The sequence below is a fragment of the Streptococcus suis YS161 genome, from assembly GCF_002760245.1.
Lineage (GTDB): Bacteria > Bacillota > Bacilli > Lactobacillales > Streptococcaceae > Streptococcus > Streptococcus suis_I.
The window spans coordinates 43,864-63,333 of sequence record NZ_ASCA01000056.1; the positions used below are offsets into that span (position 1 = coordinate 43,864).

At 39.6% G+C, this 19,470-nt stretch carries 23 protein-coding genes; 21 read left to right on the plus strand and 2 right to left on the minus strand.

The annotated features are described in order from the left end of the window. Nucleotides 1-9 precede the first annotated feature (9 nt). The 16 genes from SST111_RS07420 (at nucleotide 10) to SST111_RS07495 (ending at nucleotide 13,769) form a co-directional block, all read left to right on the plus strand. On the plus strand, nucleotides 10-933 hold the full coding sequence (locus SST111_RS07420) for a bifunctional riboflavin kinase/FAD synthetase (protein ID WP_099810513.1): 924 nt from the start codon (nucleotides 10-12) through the stop codon (nucleotides 931-933). Beyond that, nucleotides 926-1,663 (plus strand): potassium channel family protein, encoded by a 738-nt coding sequence (locus SST111_RS07425; protein WP_099810514.1) that lies wholly within the window; start codon nucleotides 926-928, stop codon nucleotides 1,661-1,663. The genes SST111_RS07420 and SST111_RS07425 overlap by 8 nt, the downstream gene beginning before the upstream one ends. A 73-nt stretch (nucleotides 1,664-1,736) precedes the next feature. Next, the gene (locus tag SST111_RS07430; protein WP_009909989.1) at nucleotides 1,737-2,138 is read left to right on the plus strand and encodes a Spx/MgsR family RNA polymerase-binding regulatory protein; all 402 of its coding nucleotides are present in this window, start codon (nucleotides 1,737-1,739) and stop codon (nucleotides 2,136-2,138) included. A gap of 14 nt (nucleotides 2,139-2,152) precedes the next feature. Beyond that, entirely contained in the window at nucleotides 2,153-2,431 is a 279-nt protein-coding gene (locus SST111_RS07435; RefSeq protein ID WP_024379624.1) for a UPF0223 family protein, read from the plus strand. Continuing rightward, the gene (locus tag SST111_RS07440; RefSeq protein ID WP_029174705.1) at nucleotides 2,421-3,179 is read left to right on the plus strand and encodes an inositol monophosphatase family protein; all 759 of its coding nucleotides are present in this window, start codon (nucleotides 2,421-2,423) and stop codon (nucleotides 3,177-3,179) included. Before SST111_RS07435 ends, SST111_RS07440 begins: the two co-directional genes overlap by 11 nt. After that, entirely contained in the window at nucleotides 3,179-4,480 is a 1,302-nt protein-coding gene (locus SST111_RS07445; protein ID WP_099810515.1) for an RsmF rRNA methyltransferase first C-terminal domain-containing protein, read from the plus strand. The genes SST111_RS07440 and SST111_RS07445 overlap by 1 nt, the downstream gene beginning before the upstream one ends. 137 nt (nucleotides 4,481-4,617) lie before the next feature. Continuing rightward, entirely contained in the window at nucleotides 4,618-5,487 is an 870-nt protein-coding gene (locus SST111_RS07450) for a phosphate ABC transporter substrate-binding protein PstS family protein (RefSeq protein ID WP_099810516.1), read from the plus strand. A gap of 2 nt (nucleotides 5,488-5,489) precedes the next feature. After that, nucleotides 5,490-6,407: a phosphate ABC transporter permease subunit PstC gene (gene pstC, locus SST111_RS07455; protein ID WP_099810517.1), complete on the plus strand. Its 918-nt coding sequence runs from the start codon at nucleotides 5,490-5,492 to the stop codon at nucleotides 6,405-6,407. After that, nucleotides 6,397-7,284, plus strand: coding sequence for a phosphate ABC transporter permease PstA (pstA, locus tag SST111_RS07460; RefSeq protein WP_044688965.1), 888 nt, complete (start codon nucleotides 6,397-6,399; stop codon nucleotides 7,282-7,284). Before pstC ends, pstA begins: the two co-directional genes overlap by 11 nt. A gap of 24 nt (nucleotides 7,285-7,308) precedes the next feature. Then, nucleotides 7,309-8,112 carry a phosphate ABC transporter ATP-binding protein PstB gene (gene pstB, locus SST111_RS07465; RefSeq protein ID WP_029173634.1) on the plus strand — a complete coding sequence of 268 codons (804 nt, stop codon included), beginning with the start codon at nucleotides 7,309-7,311 and terminating at the stop codon, nucleotides 8,110-8,112. Between the two features lie 11 nt (nucleotides 8,113-8,123). Continuing rightward, a complete protein-coding gene (gene pstB, locus SST111_RS07470; protein WP_099810518.1) occupies nucleotides 8,124-8,882 on the plus strand; it encodes a phosphate ABC transporter ATP-binding protein PstB in 759 nt (252 codons plus the stop codon). A 26-nt stretch (nucleotides 8,883-8,908) separates the two neighbouring features. Next, complete coding sequence (gene phoU / locus SST111_RS07475; protein WP_099810519.1) at nucleotides 8,909-9,565, plus strand: phosphate signaling complex protein PhoU; 657 nt, start codon at nucleotides 8,909-8,911, stop codon at nucleotides 9,563-9,565. Nucleotides 9,566-9,730: 165 nt separating this feature from the next. Then, nucleotides 9,731-10,204 carry a hypothetical protein gene (locus tag SST111_RS07480; protein ID WP_099810520.1) on the plus strand — a complete coding sequence of 158 codons (474 nt, stop codon included), beginning with the start codon at nucleotides 9,731-9,733 and terminating at the stop codon, nucleotides 10,202-10,204. A gap of 191 nt (nucleotides 10,205-10,395) precedes the next feature. Then, nucleotides 10,396-11,067 carry a response regulator transcription factor gene (locus tag SST111_RS07485; RefSeq protein ID WP_029186691.1) on the plus strand — a complete coding sequence of 224 codons (672 nt, stop codon included), beginning with the start codon at nucleotides 10,396-10,398 and terminating at the stop codon, nucleotides 11,065-11,067. Further along, a complete protein-coding gene (locus SST111_RS07490; RefSeq protein ID WP_099810521.1) occupies nucleotides 11,060-12,439 on the plus strand; it encodes a sensor histidine kinase in 1,380 nt (459 codons plus the stop codon). The genes SST111_RS07485 and SST111_RS07490 overlap by 8 nt, the downstream gene beginning before the upstream one ends. A 100-nt stretch (nucleotides 12,440-12,539) precedes the next feature. Continuing rightward, complete coding sequence (locus tag SST111_RS07495; protein ID WP_099810522.1) at nucleotides 12,540-13,769, plus strand: transglutaminase domain-containing protein; 1,230 nt, start codon at nucleotides 12,540-12,542, stop codon at nucleotides 13,767-13,769. Between the two features lie 262 nt (nucleotides 13,770-14,031). Here SST111_RS07495 and rpsT read toward each other — a convergent pair whose 3' ends face one another. Together rpsT and coaA are read right to left on the minus strand one after the other, a co-directional pair. Continuing rightward, nucleotides 14,032-14,280: a 30S ribosomal protein S20 gene (rpsT, locus tag SST111_RS07500; protein ID WP_012027069.1), complete on the minus strand. Its 249-nt coding sequence runs from the start codon at nucleotides 14,278-14,280 to the stop codon at nucleotides 14,032-14,034. A gap of 58 nt (nucleotides 14,281-14,338) precedes the next feature. Further along, the gene (gene coaA / locus SST111_RS07505) at nucleotides 14,339-15,259 is read right to left on the minus strand and encodes a type I pantothenate kinase (protein WP_002935283.1); all 921 of its coding nucleotides are present in this window, start codon (nucleotides 15,257-15,259) and stop codon (nucleotides 14,339-14,341) included. A gap of 108 nt (nucleotides 15,260-15,367) precedes the next feature. Between coaA and SST111_RS07510 the strand changes: the two genes are divergently transcribed. The 5 genes from SST111_RS07510 (at nucleotide 15,368) to SST111_RS07530 (ending at nucleotide 19,434) form a co-directional block, all read left to right on the plus strand. Next, a complete protein-coding gene (locus tag SST111_RS07510) occupies nucleotides 15,368-15,958 on the plus strand; it encodes a class I SAM-dependent methyltransferase (protein WP_024376492.1) in 591 nt (196 codons plus the stop codon). Then, entirely contained in the window at nucleotides 15,955-17,232 is a 1,278-nt protein-coding gene (locus SST111_RS07515) for a pyrimidine-nucleoside phosphorylase (RefSeq protein ID WP_099810523.1), read from the plus strand. The genes SST111_RS07510 and SST111_RS07515 overlap by 4 nt, the downstream gene beginning before the upstream one ends. Before the next feature lie 15 nt (nucleotides 17,233-17,247). Beyond that, nucleotides 17,248-17,910 (plus strand): deoxyribose-phosphate aldolase, encoded by a 663-nt coding sequence (deoC, locus tag SST111_RS07520; protein WP_099810524.1) that lies wholly within the window; start codon nucleotides 17,248-17,250, stop codon nucleotides 17,908-17,910. Continuing rightward, entirely contained in the window at nucleotides 17,897-18,286 is a 390-nt protein-coding gene (locus SST111_RS07525; RefSeq protein WP_002940839.1) for a cytidine deaminase, read from the plus strand. Before deoC ends, SST111_RS07525 begins: the two co-directional genes overlap by 14 nt. Before the next feature lie 80 nt (nucleotides 18,287-18,366). Next, complete coding sequence (locus SST111_RS07530) at nucleotides 18,367-19,434, plus strand: BMP family lipoprotein (protein ID WP_024397718.1); 1,068 nt, start codon at nucleotides 18,367-18,369, stop codon at nucleotides 19,432-19,434. The last annotated feature ends 36 nt before the right edge of the window (nucleotides 19,435-19,470 follow it).

A 19,470-nucleotide genomic window follows, 5' to 3' on the forward strand; every position in this document is an offset into this window, starting at 1 on the left:
ATAGAAAACATGAACATTAGAACAATTAAAGATTATAGTGAATTGAATCAAGAGGAGCCGACGGTTTTAGTACTAGGCTACTTTGATGGGATTCATTTGGGGCATAAGGCCCTCTTAGACCGTGCTAGACAAGTTGCAGATGAAAAAGGATTGACAGTAACTGTTCTGACCTTTCCAGAGTCACCTCGATTGGCTTTTTCTCGCTTTAGCCCAGAACTTTTACTGCATTTGACCAGTCAAGATCAGCGTTACCACTTGTTGGAGCAATACGGTGTAGACCAGCTGGTTTTGACAGATTTTACCAGTGAGTTTGCAAGCAATACTCCTCAGCAGTTTTTAGAACGCTACATCAAGGGGTTGAACGCACAAGTCTTAGTGGCAGGTTTCGATTATCATTTTGGAAATTGCAGAGCAGATGTCAAAGATTTGACAGAGTTATTTGATGGTCAGGTAGAAATTGTAAGTGAAGTGAGCCTGGGCGGAGAGAAAGTTTCTTCAACTCGCATTCGCCAAGCTATCCAGTCAGGGGATGTCTCTCTAGCTAATCAACTTTTAGGTTATCCATTTATGACAGAAGGTATTGTTGTTCATGGAGATGCCAGAGGGCGCACTATTGGTTATCCGACTGCAAATCTGGCTCCTTTTGACCGTGTCCATTTACCATCTGAGGGAGTCTATGTCGCTGATGTTGAAGTAGATGGAAAACGCTATCGAGCTATGACAAGCGTTGGGAAAAATGTGACCTTTGATGGAACGGAGATGCGGATAGAAGCTCATATTTTTGGGTTTGACCGCTTTATCTACGGAGAAAAAATAACTATTTTTTGGCTTGAAAAAATTCGAGATATGGTTAAATTTGATGGGATTGAAGGTTTGATGGAGCAGATGAAATCTGATGAGGAATTTGCCTTGCAATGGGAGAAATATGCTTAAACGATTGATTCGTCATCCTTTTTATGAGAAGGCTATGACCTACATAGCTGTAGTCTATGTATTTCTTATCGTACTTGAGTTGATGGATGCTAATATTGCTAATTCTAGTGGGTATCGGGTACTAGACTTGCTCTTATGGTTTGTTTTTGTCTGCGATTATTTTGCTCAGCTTTATTATGCGGATGACATACTTGAATATGTACAGGACCATATCTTAGAATTAATTGCTATTATTCCATTCGATTTATTCTTCAGTTTTCTTCGCTTGGGAAGACTTGCACGACTCTTCAGATTAGTCAAAGTAACGAGAATATTTGCCCTGTCTAATCGATTTTGGGATACAATCAACAAGCTATTGCATACCAACAGTTTATCCAAAGTGTTGATGTTAAATATCTCAGCGGTTCTAGTTGCAAGTGTCTTACTATCAGTGATTGAAGGGAAATCATTCTTTGATGCACTTTGGTGGTCCATTGTAACGATGACAACTGTAGGGTACGGAGATATTGTCCCCCAAGATACGATTTCTAAAATTATAGCCATCCTCTTGATGTTGGTTGGTATTTGTACTTTTGGTATGGTTACCTCTACAATAACTCGTTTTTTCTCTGAAACAGAGCGTGAAACGAAGTTGGATACCTTGATGGCAAAAATTGATGAACAACACGAAATATTGCTACGCTTAGAGAAAAAAATAGAATCTTTGGAAAAATTACAGGGAAGAGATTAGATTTACTATTGAAAACTCTTTTAAGTTAGAGTATACTATAAGAAGAAAAATGTTTTTAGAGGGGATGGAAGACATGATTACTTTATTTTTGTCACCGAGTTGTACCAGTTGTCGTAAAGCTCGTGCTTGGCTGACAAGTCACGAAGTCCCTTTTATTGAGCACAATATTATGACTAGCCCTCTAACTGCTGAGGAATTAAAGAACATTTTAGCATTGACAGAAAATGGGACAGATGACTTGATTTCTACCCGTTCAAAAGTTTTTCAGAAACTAGATATTGATGTTGATGAGCTTTCTGTGAAGCAGCTTATTGGGTTAATTGAAACCTATCCGAGTCTTTTACGACGTCCGATTATTTTGGACGAAAAACGGATGCAGATTGGTTTTAACGAAGATGAAATTCGTGCATTTCTTCCGCGGAAGTATCGCAAACAAGAACTAAAAAATGCTACATTGAGAGCAGAAATAGGATAAGAAAGATAACTGATATGAACAAAAATTATTCATATCCACTTGATTTTTCGTGGAGCACAGAGGAGATTTCCTCCGTGCTTTCTTTTTTGAATCAGGTGGAGGCAGCTTATGAAAAAGGAGCAGATGCGGTAGCTATATTAGCTAGTTATAAAAGCTTCAAAGATGTTGTTAAAAGTAAGGGACAGGAACGTCAAATTGATCGTGACTTTGAAGCAGTTTCTGGTTATTCAACCTATCGAGTTGTTAAGGCTGCTCGAGATAAAGGGAAAGGAGTTATTCGTTTTGGAAACTAAGTATCACTTTGCCCAAATGATTGTCCTGGAAGCTGGAAATTTTCTCCGACAGCATTTACATGATGATCTTCAGATTGAAGAAAAAGGTGACTTTACAGACTTGGTAACACACCTTGATAAACAAGTGCAAGAAATGCTGACTCAACAGATTCAATCTCGCTATCAAGGTGATGGGATTTTAGGTGAGGAAGGTGGAGACGTTTCTTCTATTCATGAGGGAAATGTTTGGGTTATTGATCCAATTGATGGCACCACAAATTTTATTGCTCAGAAAACTGATTTTGCCATTATGATTGCCTATTTTGAAAATGGAGTAGGAAAGTTTGGTATCATTTATGATGTCATGCGAGACAAACTTTTCCATGGAGGAGATTCATTCCCTGTTTATTGCAATCAAGAACGCTTAAAGAAACCAGAGCTGCGCCCTCTTCGCCAGAGTTTGATAGGAATCAATGCAAAGTTGTATGCAGCCAATGCACATGGAGTGGCAGAATTAGCAAATCAAAGTTTAGGTACAAGATCTGTAGGAAGTGCTGGAATTGGTTTCGCCCACGTTCTGGAAGGAAGATTATTTGCCTATGCTTCTTATCTGTGTCCATGGGACTACGCAGCAGCCAGTATTATTGGTTCCTCTTTAGGCTTAGTCATGTTAAGTTTTGATGGTCCGAGTCTGGCCTATGATAAGCGAGAGTTTGTCATGCTAGTATCAGAATCCCATCTTGAGGAAGTGAAGGGGTATATATTCTAATGCAATTACCACAGGATTTTATAGATAAATATAATCATTTGCTTGGTAGTGAAGCCCAAGCATTTTTTGAGAGTTTTGAACAAGACGCAATCTCAGGATTTCGCACAAATCCTCTTAAAGAAAGCCAATTGGACTTTGAGCAACCAATCCCTAATATGACTTGGTCATACTATGGTAAGATTTCAGGGAAGTCTCCAGAACATGTAACTGGCTTAGTCTACTCACAAGAGCCAGCTGCACAGGTTGTCGGTCAGATTGCAGCCCCGGAAAAAGGGATGAAAGTCTTGGACTTGGCAGCAGCGCCAGGAGGAAAGTCTACTCACTTGCTTTCATACTTAGAAAATACGGGGCTCTTGGTTAGTAATGAAATTTCTAACAAACGAGCAAAAATATTGGCTGAAAATATTGAGCGTTTCGGAGCGAGAAATGTTGTTGTAACAAATGAATCAGCAGACCGCTTGGAAAAGGTCTTTCCAGGATATTTCGATATGATTGTCCTAGACGCTCCCTGTTCAGGTGAAGGGATGTTTCGAAAAGACCCCGATGCGATTCAATATTGGTCCAAACATTATCCAGCACAATGTGCAAGCTTACAGCGTGAAATTTTAGAATCGGCCTTGAACATGTTGGCTCCAGGTGGTCAATTGATTTATTCTACTTGCACTTGGTCACCAGAGGAAAATGAAGAAGTAGTGACGTGGCTCTTAGAACAGTATGATTTGGAACTAATAGACATTCCTAAAATCAATGGAATGGTAGAAGGAGTCGGTTATCCAGAAGTTGCTCGTATGTATCCCCACCATTTTGCAGGAGAAGGTCAGTTCGTTGCCAAATTTAGATTTCTAGGAGAATCCAGTCAGAAAAAATTAAAACCAGGAAAATCCAATTTGAATAAAGAACAGCAAGCTCTCTGGAAAGAATTTGAACAGAAGCATTTAAGGGTTCAATTGGATGGTTTACTGCAGGTTTTTGGGGACAATCTCTACCTACTGCCACACGGCCTTCCTGATTTGTCAAAAGTAAAGATTGCTCGAAATGGTCTTCACTTGGGGACGTATAAGAAAAAAAGATTTGAACCAAGTTTTGCTTTAGGTCTAGCACTCCATAGTTCGGAGGTTAAAAATCGAGTGGAAATCAGCTCAGAAGAATTCTCGTCCTATACTGCTGGACATACAATAGCTGTGTCCAAGGATTTAGCTAATGGCTGGTATCAGGTAGCAGTTCAGGGGAACGGTCTTGGTTTCGCAAAAATTGTATCTGGAACGCTTAAAAACGGCTTTCCAAAAGGGTTGAGATTTTAAAATAAATCAGCAGATTTTTTTTGCAACTTGTCTTTTTATATGATATAGTGGATGAGTGGAAATAACTTGTAAATTCTATGTAAAACACAGAGTTAATTTTAGGAGATTCCACTGAAAAATGTAAAGGAAAAAACGAAATGAAAAAAAAGCAGAAGCTTGGAATTGCAGCTTTGTTTCTTTTGAGTAGTATGGCTCTTTCAGGTTGTTCTTCTTGGATCGATCGAGGAGAGTCTATTACAGCCGTAGGTTCGACAGCGCTTCAACCGCTTGTTGAGGCAGCAGCAGATGAATTTGGTAGTGTCAATATCGGTAAATCCGTCAACGTTCAGGGCGGTGGATCAGGTACTGGCTTGTCACAAGTTCAGTCTGGAGCTGTTCAGATTGGTAACTCTGACGTATTTGCTGAGGAAAAAGAGGGGATTGATGCCAGCAAATTGGTAGACCATCAAGTTGCCGTTGCAGGTCTTGCTGTGATTGTTAATGAAAAAGTCACAGTTGATAATATTACCACAGAAGATCTTCGTAAGATTTTCACTGGTGAGATTACCAACTGGAAAGAACTGGGTGGTAAGGATTTGGAGATTTCAATCATCAACCGTGCAGCTAGTTCAGGTTCACGTGCGACCTTTGATAGTGTTATCATGGATGGACAAACCGCAGCTCAGAGTCAAGAACAAGATTCTAACGGTATGGTAAAATCTATTGTTGCTCAGACACCAGGTGCAATTTCCTACCTATCATTTGCTTATCTAGATGATTCCGTTAAAACAATTAAGTTAAACGGTTTTGAACCAACTGCTGAAAATGTAGCAACAAATGATTGGCCAATTTGGTCCTATGAGCATATGTATACGATGGGAAAAGCGACTGATTTGACAGAAGAATTTTTAGATTACATGATGTCAGATGAAGTTCAAAATGGTGTCGTTGAAAGTATGGGATACATTTCTATCAACGATATGAAAGTTGTGAAAAGTGCTGATGGCACGGTGTCTGAGAAGGAGTAAGCATGAAAAACGAACAACTAGCAAAAGAGTTATCGTCTCCATCTAAAAACTCTCGATTAGAGAAGTTTGGTAAGGTAATTACATTCCTTTGTCTATCATTGATTGTCTTTATTGTTGCAATGATTTTGATTTTCGTTGCGCAGCGTGGATTATCGACTTTCTTTGTTGACGGTGTGAGCATCACTGATTTCTTATTTGGAAGCAAGTGGGAACCAAGCTCGAAAATATTTGGTGCCCTGCCAATGATTTCAGGTTCTTTCATTGTTACGATTCTGTCAGCTGTTGTTGCGACCCCTATCGCAATCGGTGCAGCGGTCTTCATGACAGAAATATCACCAAAACGTGGTGCAAAAATCTTACAACCGGTTATCGAACTTTTGGTTGGTATTCCATCGGTTGTATATGGTTTCATTGGTTTGCAAGTAGTTGTGCCATTTGTACGTTCAATCTTCGGTGGAACAGGTTTTGGTATCTTGTCGGGTGTATTTGTACTTTTCGTTATGATTTTGCCAACAGTAACCTTTATGACGGTTGACAGTTTGCGTGCAGTACCTCGTCACTACCGCGAAGCAAGTTTGGCAATGGGTGCAACTCGCTGGCAGACGATTTGGCGTGTTATTTTGAACGCGGCTAAGCCAGGTATTTTTACGGCCGTTATCTTTGGTATGGCGCGTGCCTTTGGTGAAGCCTTGGCTATTCAGATGGTAGTGGGGAACTCTGCGATTATCCCGACTTCCTTGACAACGCCAGCAGCGACTTTGACTTCTGTTTTGACAATGGGTATCGGTAATACGGTTATGGGAACTGTTCAGAACAACGTCCTATGGTCCTTGGCCCTAGTCTTGCTCTTGATGAGCCTTATCTTTAACATGATTATGAAATTTATTACGAGAGAGGGTAAGAAAAACTATGCACGCTAAAAAATTTGATAAATTGGCGACTGGTATTCTTTACTCCATCGCTGGTGTGATTGTCGTTATCTTGACATCACTGATTCTTTACATCTTGCTACGTGGTCTGCCACATGTAAGCTGGGATTTTTTGACAAGTAAATCTTCGTCTTACAAAGCTGGTGGTGGTATTGGAATTCAGCTCTACAACTCATTCTTCCTATTGGTTGTAACGCTCTTAATTTCTGTTCCCTTGTCAACCGGTGCAGGTATTTATCTGGCTGAATATGCTAAAAAAGGTCCATTGACTAACTTTATCCGTACCTGTATTGAGATTTTATCATCCCTACCGTCCGTTGTCGTTGGTTTGTTTGGTTACTTGATTTTCGTTGTTCAGTTTGAGTACGGTTTTTCTATCTTATCAGGTGCCTTGGCTCTTACAGTCTTCAACTTACCACAGATGACACGTAACGTAGAGGACAGCCTTCGTCACGTTCACCATACACAACGTGAAGCAGGATTGGCTCTTGGTCTATCACGTTGGGAAACTGTTCTCCATGTTGTTATTCCAGAAGCACTTCCAGGGATTGTAACAGGTATCGTCTTGGCATCTGGTCGTATCTTCGGTGAGGCAGCAGCTCTTATCTACACGGCTGGTCAGTCAGCTCCAGCTCTTGACTGGTCAAACTGGAATCCATTGAGCATTACTAGTCCGATTTCTATCTTCCGTCAATCAGAAACCCTTGCGGTTCACATCTGGAAGGTAAACAGCGAAGGTACAATTCCAGATGCAACTCAAGTGTCAGCTGGTTCAGCAGCCATCCTCTTGGTCTTCATCTTGATTTTCAACCTTTCTGCCCGTTATATCGGTAAGAAACTTCATGCGAAAATGACTTCAGCAGCCTAGAAGTCTGACTTATAAGGAGAAAAAATGGCAGATTACAACTGGAATGAACGCCATATCATTACTTTTCCAGAGGAGAATATCGCCCTTTCGACAAAAGATGTTCATGTTTACTATGGTAAAAATGAAGCAATCAAGGGCATTGATATGCAGTTCGAAAAAAATAAAATTACAGCCTTGATTGGACCATCAGGGTGTGGGAAATCAACCTATCTTCGCAGTCTTAATCGTATGAATGATACTATTGATATTGCTAAGGTAACCGGTCAAATTCTTTATGAAGGAATCGACATCAATAGACCAGACATGAACGTTTACGAAATTCGTAAGCATATCGGAATGGTATTTCAACGTCCCAACCCATTTGCAAAATCAATTTATCGCAACATCACCTTTGCCCATGAGCGTGCAGGTGTGAAAGATAAAAAAGTTTTGGATGAGATCGTTGAAACTTCTCTTAAACAAGCAGCCCTCTGGGATCAGGTGAAAGATGATTTGCATAAGTCAGCCTTTACCTTGTCAGGTGGACAACAGCAACGTTTGTGTATAGCACGTGCGATTTCTGTGAAACCACAAATCTTGCTCATGGATGAACCTGCTTCAGCCTTGGACCCAATAGCAACCATGCAATTGGAAGAAACCATGTTTGAGTTGAAGAAAGACTACACCATTATCATCGTTACGCACAACATGCAACAAGCGGCTCGTGCAAGTGATTATACAGCTTTCTTCTATCTTGGCGACTTGATTGAGTACGACAAGACAGCGAATATCTTCCAAAATGCAAAACTCAAGTCAACCAATGACTACGTTTCTGGTCACTTTGGATAGAAAGGAAAACTATGACATCACCTATTTTACAAGTAAAAGATTTATCTGTTTACTACAATAAGAAAAAGGCCTTGAATAGTGTTTCAATTGATTTCTATCCAAATGAAATTACAGCCTTGATTGGTCCGTCAGGTTCTGGTAAGTCAACTCTCTTGCGTGCTATTAACCGCATGGGCGATTTGAACCCAGAAGTGACCTTGACTGGTGCTATTGATTACAATGGGAAAAATATTTACAGTCCTCGAACAGATACGGTAGATCTTCGTAAGGAAATCGGTATGGTTTTCCAACAACCGAACCCATTCCCGATGTCTATCTACGAGAATGTCGTTTATGGTTTACGTATTAACGGTATCAAGGATAAGCAGGTCTTGGACGAAGCAGTTGAGCGTTCCTTGATTGGTGCATCTATTTGGAACGAGGTCAAAGATCGCTTGCATGACTCAGCAGTTGGACTTTCAGGTGGTCAGCAGCAACGTGTCTGTGTAGCGCGTGTCTTGGCTACTAGTCCTAAAATTATCTTGTTGGATGAGCCAACATCAGCACTTGACCCTATCTCAGCTGGTAAGATTGAAGATACCTTGTATGGTTTGAAGGATAAGTACACCATGGTATTGGTAACACGTTCAATGCAGCAAGCGTCTCGTATTTCAGATAGAACTGGTTTCTTCTTAGATGGAGATTTAATCGAATACAATTCTACAAAAGAAATGTTCATGAACCCTGCAAACAAAGAGACAGAAGATTATATTACAGGTAAGTTTGGTTAATCCTGTTAAAAAGAAAAGAGGTTTATATGTTAAGAGCGCAGTTTGAAGAAGAATTAGGAAAACTCCACAACCAATTTTACGCGATGGGAAATGAAGTTTTGGCTCAAATTAATAATGCTGTTCGTGCCTTTACAACTCATGATCGTGAATTGGCGAAAGAAGTGATCGAAGCAGATAAAAAAATCAATGATTTTGAAATTAAACTCGAAAAGAAATCTTTAGAAATTATTGCTTTGCAACAACCAGTTTCTACAGATTTACGTCGTGTAATCACTGTCTTGAAAGCAACAAGTGACTTAGAACGTATGGGAGACCACGCAGTTTCAATCGCAAAAGCTGCTATTCGTATGAAAGGCGAAGTCCGTATTCCAGTAGTTGAAGATGAAGTGAAGAAGATGGGCCGCGAAGTTCGAAAACTTGTTGAAGAAACTTTGGAGCTTTATCTTGGTGATGCGGATTTGGAAGTCGCATATGAAGTAGCTGCTCGTGATGAGGTTGTTAATGAGTTTTATTCAAGTATCCAAGAATTAACAACAGAAGAAATCAAAAAGAATCCAGAATCCTTGGTTGCTGGTCGCGACTATTACCAAGTTTTAACCTACTTGGAACGTGTCGGTGATTATGCTAAAAATATTTGTGAGTGGGTTGTTTATCTACGCACAGGTGATATTACAGAGTTGTAATTCAGAAGTCCGAGAGGGCTTCTTTTTTATGTAATAAACCTTTATAAAAATGCTGAACTTCTTTAGCTTGGTTTAAGTTTTTAATACTATACTATTATCATCAGGTAAAGAGGAGTTATTTAGTGGGCCTCATTCTGATAATATTCCATTGAAAAGAGGAATTTCATGTCATTTATTAATCAATTTAAGTCACAGTCAAAAACAGTACTAGCTGCAGTTGCTATTTCGGCTGCTACCTTGGGCTTTGCAGGGGGAATGAGTATTTCGAAAAGCTCAACAGGAGTTTCAACACAAAGTCAGGCAAGTTTGGCGCAAAATAATTCTGCAATAACGAATGGACAGGTAGCCGCATCTGCGAATACCCAAGGTATGCCACCAGGTCAAGGTGGAGCTCCCCAAGACATGCCACCAGGTCAGGGTGGAACTAGCCAAGGTATGCCACCAGGCCAAGGTGGAGCTAGCCAAGGCATGCCACCAGGTCAAGGAGACCCTAGCCAAGGTACAACCCCTCCTGATGCAACAAGTGGAGCAACCCAGTCAAACTCGAGTACTTCTTCTGATGAAGTGAATGCTTTAAAAGAGAAGAATCAAGAAATTAAAGATCAAATTTCAGGGGATAGTAGTTCTTCTAATCAATAAACATTGAGATTTTGGTTTCTACTTGTTCCATGATATAATGAACACGTATCAATAAATAGTCAGATAAAGCCTACCCGATCATTCATTTTTAGATGGTCACGTGGGACTTTATCTAACCATTTCTATTAAAGACCATGCCCTGTGTCCAGGTCTTTGGTTTGTTTATTAAACCGAAACGTAAGGAGTATATGATGATTAAAATATTGTTAGTGGAAGATGATTTAAGCCTATCAAATTCTGTTTTCGATTTCTTAGATGATTTTGCGGATGTTATGCAGGTTTTTGATGGCGAAGAGGGCGTTTATGAGGCGGAAACAGGCGTTTATGATTTGATTCTTTTGGATTTGATGTTGCCTGAAAAAGATGGCTTCCAAGTTTTGAAAGAGTTACGTGAAAAAGGTGTTACGACCCCTGTTCTGATTACAACAGCCAAGGAAAGTCTAGAGGATAAAGGCCATGGTTTTGAATTGGGAGCTGATGACTACTTGACAAAACCGTTTTATTTAGAAGAATTGAAGATGCGAATTCAAGCTCTATTAAAACGAGCGGGCAAGTTTAATGAAAACACACTAATTTTTGGAGACGTGACTGTTGACTTATCGACAAACTCCACAACTGTAAATGGCGAAGAAGTTGAATTGCTAGGAAAAGAATTCGATCTACTAGTCTACTTCTTGCAAAATCAAAATGTTATCTTACCAAAAACTCAAATTTTTGACCGTATTTGGGGATTTGACAGTGACACTACTATTTCAGTAGTAGAAGTATATGTTTCTAAAATTAGGAAAAAGTTGAAAGGAACGACCTTTGGGGAAAATCTTCAAACCCTGCGTAGTGTCGGGTACATTCTAAAAAATGCCTAAGCGAATCAGAAAATTAGTGTATACGGATAAATTTTCCTTCTTTATCCGTTATTTTGCAGTATTTACCCTGATTTTTGGCTTGATGACAGCTATCATTTTTCAATTAATGCGTTCAACTATGTATCAAAATTCAGATAATACCTTGAAACGGATTAAGGAAGAGCCAGCGATGGCTGTTGGTTTTGCAATCGCAAGAACCTATGAGCCTAACTCTGTCTTTATACTTCAAGATAGCCCAACTAGTGAAGAAACGACGAGCTCTAGCTCAGATAGCATGCCTGTTCCTAAAAATCAAAAAAATACTAGAGATGTAGAACAGCTGAAATTAGGTATCAATACTCATGTCTTACTCTATAGTAAAAGTGGAGAAATGGTCAATCCGGATACTTTTACTGGTTTGGCCGACCTACCGTTAGATAAGGAAAAATTGGGCGAGATTAAGGAAGCAACGGTTGAATCAAGCTTCGGTATGTCTGAAGATTATCGCTATGTGACGATTGAGCTGGCTACAGATGAACTAGGTTATTATTCGTCCTATGATATAAAATATGCGACAATTTTAGTGAATGTCAGCCAAATAAAATCCTCCATTGAGACCTATGAATCGACAGTTGCTATTGTTATGGTTTCAGCTTGGTTCATTTCTATCTTAGCCAGTATTTACCTATCAAATCTTAGCATGCGTCCAATTCTAATTAGCTATCAAAAGCAAAAAGACTTTGTTGAAAATGCTAGTCATGAGTTGCGTACGCCGTTGGCTGTTCTCCAAAATCGCTTGGAGAGCCTATTTCGCCATCCCGAAGCGACGATTTTAGAGAGTAGTGAAAGCATCGGATCTAGTTTAGAAGAAGTCCGAAATATGCGATTATTGACAACGAACCTGCTCAATTTGGCTCGTCGTGATGATGGCTTAAAAGTCGATATGATCGATGTCCAACCCAACTATTTTGATGAAATCTTTGCTAATTACCTTATGATTGCCGAAGAAAATGGAAAAACACTAACAGTTAATAATTTGATTCATCAGCCGATTCGAACAGACAAGGTCCTGATTAAACAGTTGCTTACCATTTTATTTGACAATGCCATGAAGTACACCGACGATGATGGCAGAATTCAAATTACAGCTAATATCAAGGATAAATCTGTCTACTTCACAGTTGCCGACAATGGTTTGGGAATCAGCGATGCCGATAAGAAGAAAATCTTTGATCGCTTTTATCGAGTTAATAAGGCCAGAACACGTCAAAAAGGTGGTTTCGGTCTAGGATTATCGCTGGCTCAGCAAATTATCAAGACACTAGGTGGGAAAATCTCTGTTAGAGATAACCAACCGAAAGGAACTATTTTTGAGGTAGGATTACCTAAATAAAACAATATTATTAGGCTAGGAAAATTCTAGTCTAATTTTTTTGTGTAGTTCGTCAGAAGCCTCCTAATTATGTTATACTTAAACAAGAATGGAGGTAAATATGAGGAAAGTTTCTCGTGGCGTTTTAACCATATTATTGTCGGCGACAGTCCTTTCTGCTTGTTCAGGAGGAGGACAAGAGCTGAGTGAACGTTTGGAAGCAACTAAAATTGAATTTTCTAAAGAAAAAAAGCAACTAGAAGCAGAATTAACAGCATTAAAAGAAGAGGTTCAAGGAAATTTCTACTACCAACAATTGGATACTGATAAGGAACGTCGTGTCTATCTCCAATTTGTTAATGGACTCAGCAAGCGGATGCAAGTGATTGATATTGATTCTGTTAACGATGAAATATATTCGCGCGTCTATTTTTCTGTCGCTCATGATTATCCAGAATTTTACTGGCTAACAGATGAAGCGGCAATGAGTGGCGGAGTTGATATATTGGATTTAGAAGAGCCAGCGTATCCGACTGATTTATCTCCTACACGAAATAAAATAGAAGAGGAAGTGAATAAGATACTTGCTCAGGCACCAACAGGGTCGGACTATGAGAAGGTTAAATATTTTTACGAGGTAATTATAAAGCAAACGGAATACGACCTTGAAGCCCTACAAACCAACTCTGTCACGTGGAGAAGCCAAGGAATTACCAGTGTGCTATTAGATAAGAAATCCGTTTGTGCTGGCTATAGTCGCACCTTCCAATATCTATGTAAAAAAGTAGGCATTGATTGTATCTATGTCACAGGGATTGCAAAAAATGGGCAAAACGGTGAGTTTGGGCATGCTTGGAATCTAGTCAAGATAAATGGACAATACTATGGTGTTGATACGACTTGGGGAGATCCAGTTTTTGATCAAGCTATAAGTGGAGAAGCGCATACAGATATTTCATACGATTATCTATGTGTCCCTGATGAAATATTAGAGAGAAGTAGGATTGTTGATACCGACCTACTCGACTACTGGGGAGAAGAACAATATTACGAACCTAGAGCATTGACCTATCCAAAGTGTACAGATAATTCATTGAATTACTATGTTCAAAAGGGAGTTTATTTCACAAGTTTTGATGAAGCTGCAGTTTTACAGTCCCTCACTGACCAGCGACTACAAGGTACGGATAAAGTAGTCTTGCAATTCGGAACAGCAGAAGCAATGCAACAAATGATTACATTGGCCTCTACTGAAAATAATGCTATTTTTCAGGCTTTGGGCGATGTAGGAGAGTATCAGTACTATTATAATGACCAAACCTATACTTTTGAACTAGCAGATTGGTTTTAAGGAATTAGTTTGAATCTCTAGGAGCGTGTTCTTCCCTAATAATAAAAAATAGGGAGCGGGAAAGACATCCATGGTGGCTCCGCCCTCACCCACAGAATAATGAAAACAAACATAAAGTCCTCACTAGGTGTATAATCTTAGTGAGGGCTTTGTGGTTGACGAGTTTATGATGTTATTCTTCGAGGGAAAACTGTTCCACTTTGTCCCGCCTCCTTATGATGGAAAAAATAAAAAAAAGGAAACCCAAAGGTTTCTTTTTTAATTAAGCAAGTTTTGATGCAAGACGTGCTTTATCGCGGCTTGCTTTGTTTTTGTGAATCAAACCTTTAGTTTCTGCTTTATCGATTGCTGAACTAGCAGCACGGAAAAGCTCTTCAGATGGGTTAGCTTCAAATGCTTTGATTGCAGTACGCATAGCTGATTTTTGTGCTGAGTTTTTCTCGTTTTGTTTAACGTTCAATTCAGCGCGTTTGATAGCTGACTTAATGTTTGCCAATGGTTTCACCTCCACCCTTTCTTGTACTAACTATACCATTATATCTGAAAAGAGTGTTTTTGACAAGTGAAATTTATTTTTTTAGATAAATTTTATCAATCTCATGGTTTTCGGCCTTATGAAGAATAATATCAGCACGGTTTCTGGTTGGTTCAATGAATTTTTCTAAGTTAGCTAGATTAATATTTTTCCAAGTATTCTGGGCAATAGATAGAATCTCAGGGTACGTCATCTGGGTAAAACGATGGTAATAGTTGTTAGGGTCGTTTTTTGCCAATGTCAATAATTTTTGGAATCGCTCCAAGTACCAGGTTTCAATATGCTCCACATCAGCGTCAACGTATATAGATAGGTCAAAATAGTCACTGACATAGAGGCGCTGGTTTTGTGGATTTTGAAATACATTGATTCCTTCAACAATCAAGAAATCTGGAGACTTAATTTCCTGAGTTTTGTTGGGGACAATATCATAGATTTCATGTGAATAGACAGGAATTTGGCAGTCGTAGCCATTTTTTATCTTATCAAGGAAATCAATCAATTTCTCCATGTCATAGGACTCAGGAAACCCCTTTTTATTTAACAGTTGCCGTTCTTCTAAGACCGCATTTGGATGGAGAAAACCATCTGTTGTCACTAATTCAACCTTGGCGTGTTTAAATGTCCGAGCGATAAGAATTTGCAGCAATCTACTAGTTGTTGATTTGCCGACAGCAACACTTCCGGAAACGCCAATGATAAATGGTTGTGGCTTGATAGTCTTTTGTAGAAATAAACTCTTCGTAAAATTTAGGTCTTTGCGTGCTTTCCGATAGATATGGATAAGATTAACCAAAGGAAGATAGATGTCAGAAACCTCATGTAATTGAATGCGGTCGTTAAAACTTTTAATAGAATTTAGTTCGCTTTGACTAAGTGGAATGGTAGTCTTACGGTGTAGTTGTTGCCAAGTGGCTCGGTCAATTTGTTCAAAATTTAAAAACTCGTTTTTCATACATAATTCTTCCTATAGGTAAGCGTTTCAATATCGATTTCATTTTATCATATTTTTCATGTAAGAAAAACTCTTGAAAACGTTTTTAGGAAATGTTATAATAAGTACATGTCCAATATGTATTACGAAAAAAATCCTACAGTAGCACATGATATTCATGAAATCCACGTAAACTTACTAGACACCCCAATGTCTTTCATGACAGATGCAGGTGTTTTTAGCAAGAAGATGGTTGATTATGGTAGTCAAGTGCTTTTAAAAACCCTTCATTTTGAAAAAGGGGCATCGGTGTTGGATGTTGGTTGTGGTTATGGACCAATTGGTTTGACACTTGCTAAGGTGTTCAGCACCAAGACAACACTGATTGATATTAATAGCAGAGCTTTGGATTTAGCTACAAAAAATGCTGAGAGGAATGGTGTTACCGCTAAAATTTATCAATCCAATATCTACGAAAACGTGGACGAAACATTCAATCATATTGTTTCAAATCCACCTATTCGGGCCGGAAAATCGGTTGTACATGAAGTAATTGCTGGAGCCTTTCAACGCTTAGAGGCAAACGGAACCTTGACCATTGTCATTCAAAAGAAACAAGGTGCACCGAGTGCCAAGGCTAAGATGGAAGAGGTGTTCGGCAACTGCCAGATTATAAAGAAAGACAAGGGTTACTACATCCTTGAAAGTGTGAGAGAATGAGAGCAGTTGATTTAATTCAAAAAAAGCGTGATGGCTTAGAACTATCGTCTGAAGAAATCAAATGGTTGATTGATGGATATGTAGCTGGGACAGTACCGGATTATCAAATGTCAGCCTTGGCGATGGCGATTTATTTCAAAGGGATGTCAACACGTGAGATTTCTGATTTGACAATGTCTATGGTTGCAACGGGTGAACAGATTGATTTGTCTGCAATTCCAGGCATCAAGGTAGATAAGCATTCTACAGGTGGTGTCGGAGATAAGGTCACACTCATCTTAGCGCCATTGGTAGCAAGTTTTGATATTCCAGTTGCAAAGATGAGTGGTCGTGGACTTGGTCATACTGGCGGAACCTTGGATAAGTTAGAGTCAATCAAAGGATACCAGATTGAAGTTAGTCAAGAAGATTTCATCAAGCAAGTTCAAGATACTGGTGTTGCAGTTATCGGACAGTCAGACAATCTTGTCAAAGCTGATAAATTGCTCTATGCCCTTCGAGATGTGACAGCAACCGTTGACATTATTCCACTGATTGCCAGCTCGGTAATGTCTAAGAAAATTGCCGCAGGTGCGGATGCGATTCTTCTAGATGTAACAGTGGGAGAAGGTGCCTTCATGAAGACCGTTGAAGAAGCGCGGGTTCTAGCTCAAACCATGGTGGACCTTGGCAAGGCGGTTGGACGTAAGACAGTTGCTGTTTTGACTGACATGTCTCAGCCAGTAGGTACTTCCATCGGAAACCGTTTGGAAATTCTAGAAGCTGTCGACATTCTGAAGGGCAATGGCAGAGAAGATGTGACAGAATTCATCTGTGAACTGGCTCAAATCATGCTTGGTTTGGCAAATGTTGAAAAGACAGTAGAAGAAGTTCGCCAGCATATCGAAAACGGAGCTGCCCTCAAGAAATTTGAAGAGATGGTTGTAGCTCAGGGTGGTGATTTAGAAGACTTATATCGTCCAGTTCAGGTTTCACATCAAGTAGATGTCTTGGCAGATGAAGACGGCTATATTGTTGGACTTCCGGCCTTGGAATTCGGACTATTTGCTATGCGAATTGGAGCAGGTCGGGCTGTTAAGACAGACGATTTGGATTATGAGACCGGAATTGTGTTCCATAAGAAAGTTGGTGAGCCAGTTTCCAAAGGAGAAAACGTAGCAACAATTTACGCAAATGAAAATATTTCGGAAAATATGCTTACAATTTTCAAAAAAAATGTTAAAATAGATAAAGAGAGTGTAAAAACGAAAGAAATCATTGAGATTATTTCTTAATATACGGAGAAAACCATGAAATTGAATAAATATATTGACCATACAATCTTGAAACCTGAGACAACACGAGAGCAGGTTGAAAAGATTTTGGCAGAAGCAAAAGAATATGATTTTGCAAGTGTCTGTGTTAACCCAACTTGGGTTGCTTTAGCAGCTGAAAGCTTGAAAGATAGTGATGTAAAAGTTTGTACGGTTATTGGTTTTCCTCTCGGAGCAAACACACCTGCTGTAAAAGCATTCGAAACAAAAGATGCAATTTCAAATGGAGCAGATGAGATTGACATGGTTATCAATATCGGTGCTCTGAAAACTGGAAATTACGATTTGGTTTTGGAGGATATTAAAGCTGTTGTAGCAGCAAGTGGTGATAAACTAGTCAAAGTTATCATCGAAGCATGCCTTCTTACTGATGATGAGAAAGTGAAAGCTTGTCAATTATCTCAAGAAGCTGGTGCGGACTATGTTAAAACATCTACAGGATTTTCTACAGGCGGTGCCACAGTAGCGGATGTTGCCTTAATGAGAAAAACAGTAGGTCCTGACATGGGAGTGAAGGCTTCAGGTGGTGCACGTTCGTATGAAGATGCCATTGCCTTTATCGAAGCAGGAGCGTCTCGTATTGGTGCGTCATCAGGCGTGGCAATCATGAATGGAGCACAGGCGGATGGAGACTATTGATTTAATTGAATTAGCTGTAAAAAACAGTCAAAAAGCATACGTACCGTACTCAAAGTTTCCAGTTAGTGCAGTTCTTGTAGCTAAGACAGGGGAAATATTTACGGGTGTAAACATTGAAAATGCAAGCTTTGGTTTGACCAATTGCGCTGAAAGGACAGCTATTTTCAAAGCCATTTCTGAAGGTGTGAAAGATTTTTCTGAAATCATTATTTATGGCGAAACAGAAAAGCCAATATCTCCTTGTGGAGCTTGTCGCCAAGTTATGGCAGAATTTTTTGATAAGGATTTAAAAGTGACCTTGGTCGCTAAAGATAAATCGACAGTCGAGATGACAGTCGGGGAATTACTTCCATATTCTTTTACAGACTTAACCTAGTCTGTATGACAGTCATTTGACTGTAGCAATATTACTCTGCAACAATGTAGTTGCAAAAAGATTTTTAGGAGGGTTCAGAAATGAACAAGAAACTTGTTGGACTTGGTCTAGCAGCTGTTGCGGCTGTATCTTTGGCTGCATGTGGTAACCGTGCTTCAAAAAGCAGTAGCTCAGAAGCATCTTCATCAGCGGACACATCTGTGAAAGCTGCTATCGTTACTGACATTGGTGGTGTTGATGACCGTTCATTCAACCAATCTGCATGGGAAGGTCTTCAAGAATGGGGTAATGCAGCTGGTCTTTCTAAAGGTAATGGCTACGATTACTTCCAATCAGCTAGTGAATCAGATTATATCACAAACCTTGATTCAGCTGTTGCTGGTGGTTACAATCTTGTGTTCGGTATTGGTTTTGCCTTGGAGAGTGCGATTGCTGAGGTTGCACCAAATAATCCTGACACACACTATGTAATCGTGGATAGTGTTGTTCCAGATCAAGACAATGTAGTCAGCGTAGGTTTCGCAGACCATGAAGCATCATATCTTGCTGGTGTTGCTGCAGCTAAGTCAACTAAGACAAACCACGTAGGTTTCATCGGTGGTATGGAAGGTGTTATCATCGATCGCTTTGAAGCTGGTTTCGTTGCGGGTGCTAAGTCTGTAAACAAAGACATCAAGATTACAATTGACTATGCAGGTTCATTTGGTGATGCTGCTAAAGGTCAAACTCTTGCAGCTGCTCAATATGCTGCAGGTGCAGACGTGATCTTCCACGCTTCTGGTGGTACTGGTAACGGTGTATTTGCTGCTGCTAAAGCAGAAAATGAAACTCGTAATGAAGCAGATAAAGTTTGGGTAATCGGTGTTGACCGTGACCAATCAGCAGAAGGTGAATACACTTCTAAAGATGGTAAGTCTTCTAACTTTGTATTGGCTTCAACATTGAAACAAGTTGGTACTTCAGTTAAAGATATTGCAACTAAAGCTGTTGCAGGTGAATTCCCTGGTGGTCAAGTACTTCGATTCTCATTGAAAGATAAAGGTGTTGAATTGGCAGAAACTAACCTTTCAGAAGATGCTTCTAAAGCAGTTGCAGATGCTAAGCAAGCTATCTTGGATGGTAAAGTAGAAGTTCCTGAAAAACCTTAATGAATTTCTTTTCGACAATTCCGATTCGGCGACCCG

What these genes read in the sequence shown, in the direction of transcription:
- deoC (WP_099810524.1), top strand. Translation starts at nt 17,248, where the DNA reads ATGAAATTGAATAAATATATTGACCATACAATCTTGAAACCTGAGACA.
- SST111_RS07430 (WP_009909989.1), top strand. Translation starts at nt 1,737, where the DNA reads ATGATTACTTTATTTTTGTCACCGAGTTGTACCAGTTGTCGTAAAGCT.
- SST111_RS07515 (WP_099810523.1), top strand. Translation starts at nt 15,955, where the DNA reads ATGAGAGCAGTTGATTTAATTCAAAAAAAGCGTGATGGCTTAGAACTA.
- SST111_RS07480 (WP_099810520.1), top strand. Translation starts at nt 9,731, where the DNA reads ATGTCATTTATTAATCAATTTAAGTCACAGTCAAAAACAGTACTAGCT.
- SST111_RS07425 (WP_099810514.1), top strand. Translation starts at nt 926, where the DNA reads ATGCTTAAACGATTGATTCGTCATCCTTTTTATGAGAAGGCTATGACC.
- pstB (WP_099810518.1), top strand. Translation starts at nt 8,124, where the DNA reads ATGACATCACCTATTTTACAAGTAAAAGATTTATCTGTTTACTACAAT.
- SST111_RS07445 (WP_099810515.1), top strand. Translation starts at nt 3,179, where the DNA reads ATGCAATTACCACAGGATTTTATAGATAAATATAATCATTTGCTTGGT.
- pstC (WP_099810517.1), top strand. Translation starts at nt 5,490, where the DNA reads ATGAAAAACGAACAACTAGCAAAAGAGTTATCGTCTCCATCTAAAAAC.
- SST111_RS07435 (WP_024379624.1), top strand. Translation starts at nt 2,153, where the DNA reads ATGAACAAAAATTATTCATATCCACTTGATTTTTCGTGGAGCACAGAG.
- SST111_RS07530 (WP_024397718.1), top strand. Translation starts at nt 18,367, where the DNA reads ATGAACAAGAAACTTGTTGGACTTGGTCTAGCAGCTGTTGCGGCTGTA.
- SST111_RS07525 (WP_002940839.1), top strand. Translation starts at nt 17,897, where the DNA reads ATGGAGACTATTGATTTAATTGAATTAGCTGTAAAAAACAGTCAAAAA.
- SST111_RS07450 (WP_099810516.1), top strand. Translation starts at nt 4,618, where the DNA reads ATGAAAAAAAAGCAGAAGCTTGGAATTGCAGCTTTGTTTCTTTTGAGT.
- coaA (WP_002935283.1), bottom strand. Translation starts at nt 15,259, where the DNA reads ATGAAAAACGAGTTTTTAAATTTTGAACAAATTGACCGAGCCACTTGG.
- pstB (WP_029173634.1), top strand. Translation starts at nt 7,309, where the DNA reads ATGGCAGATTACAACTGGAATGAACGCCATATCATTACTTTTCCAGAG.
- pstA (WP_044688965.1), top strand. Translation starts at nt 6,397, where the DNA reads ATGCACGCTAAAAAATTTGATAAATTGGCGACTGGTATTCTTTACTCC.
- SST111_RS07490 (WP_099810521.1), top strand. Translation starts at nt 11,060, where the DNA reads ATGCCTAAGCGAATCAGAAAATTAGTGTATACGGATAAATTTTCCTTC.
- SST111_RS07420 (WP_099810513.1), top strand. Translation starts at nt 10, where the DNA reads ATGAACATTAGAACAATTAAAGATTATAGTGAATTGAATCAAGAGGAG.
- SST111_RS07485 (WP_029186691.1), top strand. Translation starts at nt 10,396, where the DNA reads ATGATTAAAATATTGTTAGTGGAAGATGATTTAAGCCTATCAAATTCT.
- SST111_RS07495 (WP_099810522.1), top strand. Translation starts at nt 12,540, where the DNA reads ATGAGGAAAGTTTCTCGTGGCGTTTTAACCATATTATTGTCGGCGACA.
- SST111_RS07510 (WP_024376492.1), top strand. Translation starts at nt 15,368, where the DNA reads ATGTCCAATATGTATTACGAAAAAAATCCTACAGTAGCACATGATATT.
- phoU (WP_099810519.1), top strand. Translation starts at nt 8,909, where the DNA reads ATGTTAAGAGCGCAGTTTGAAGAAGAATTAGGAAAACTCCACAACCAA.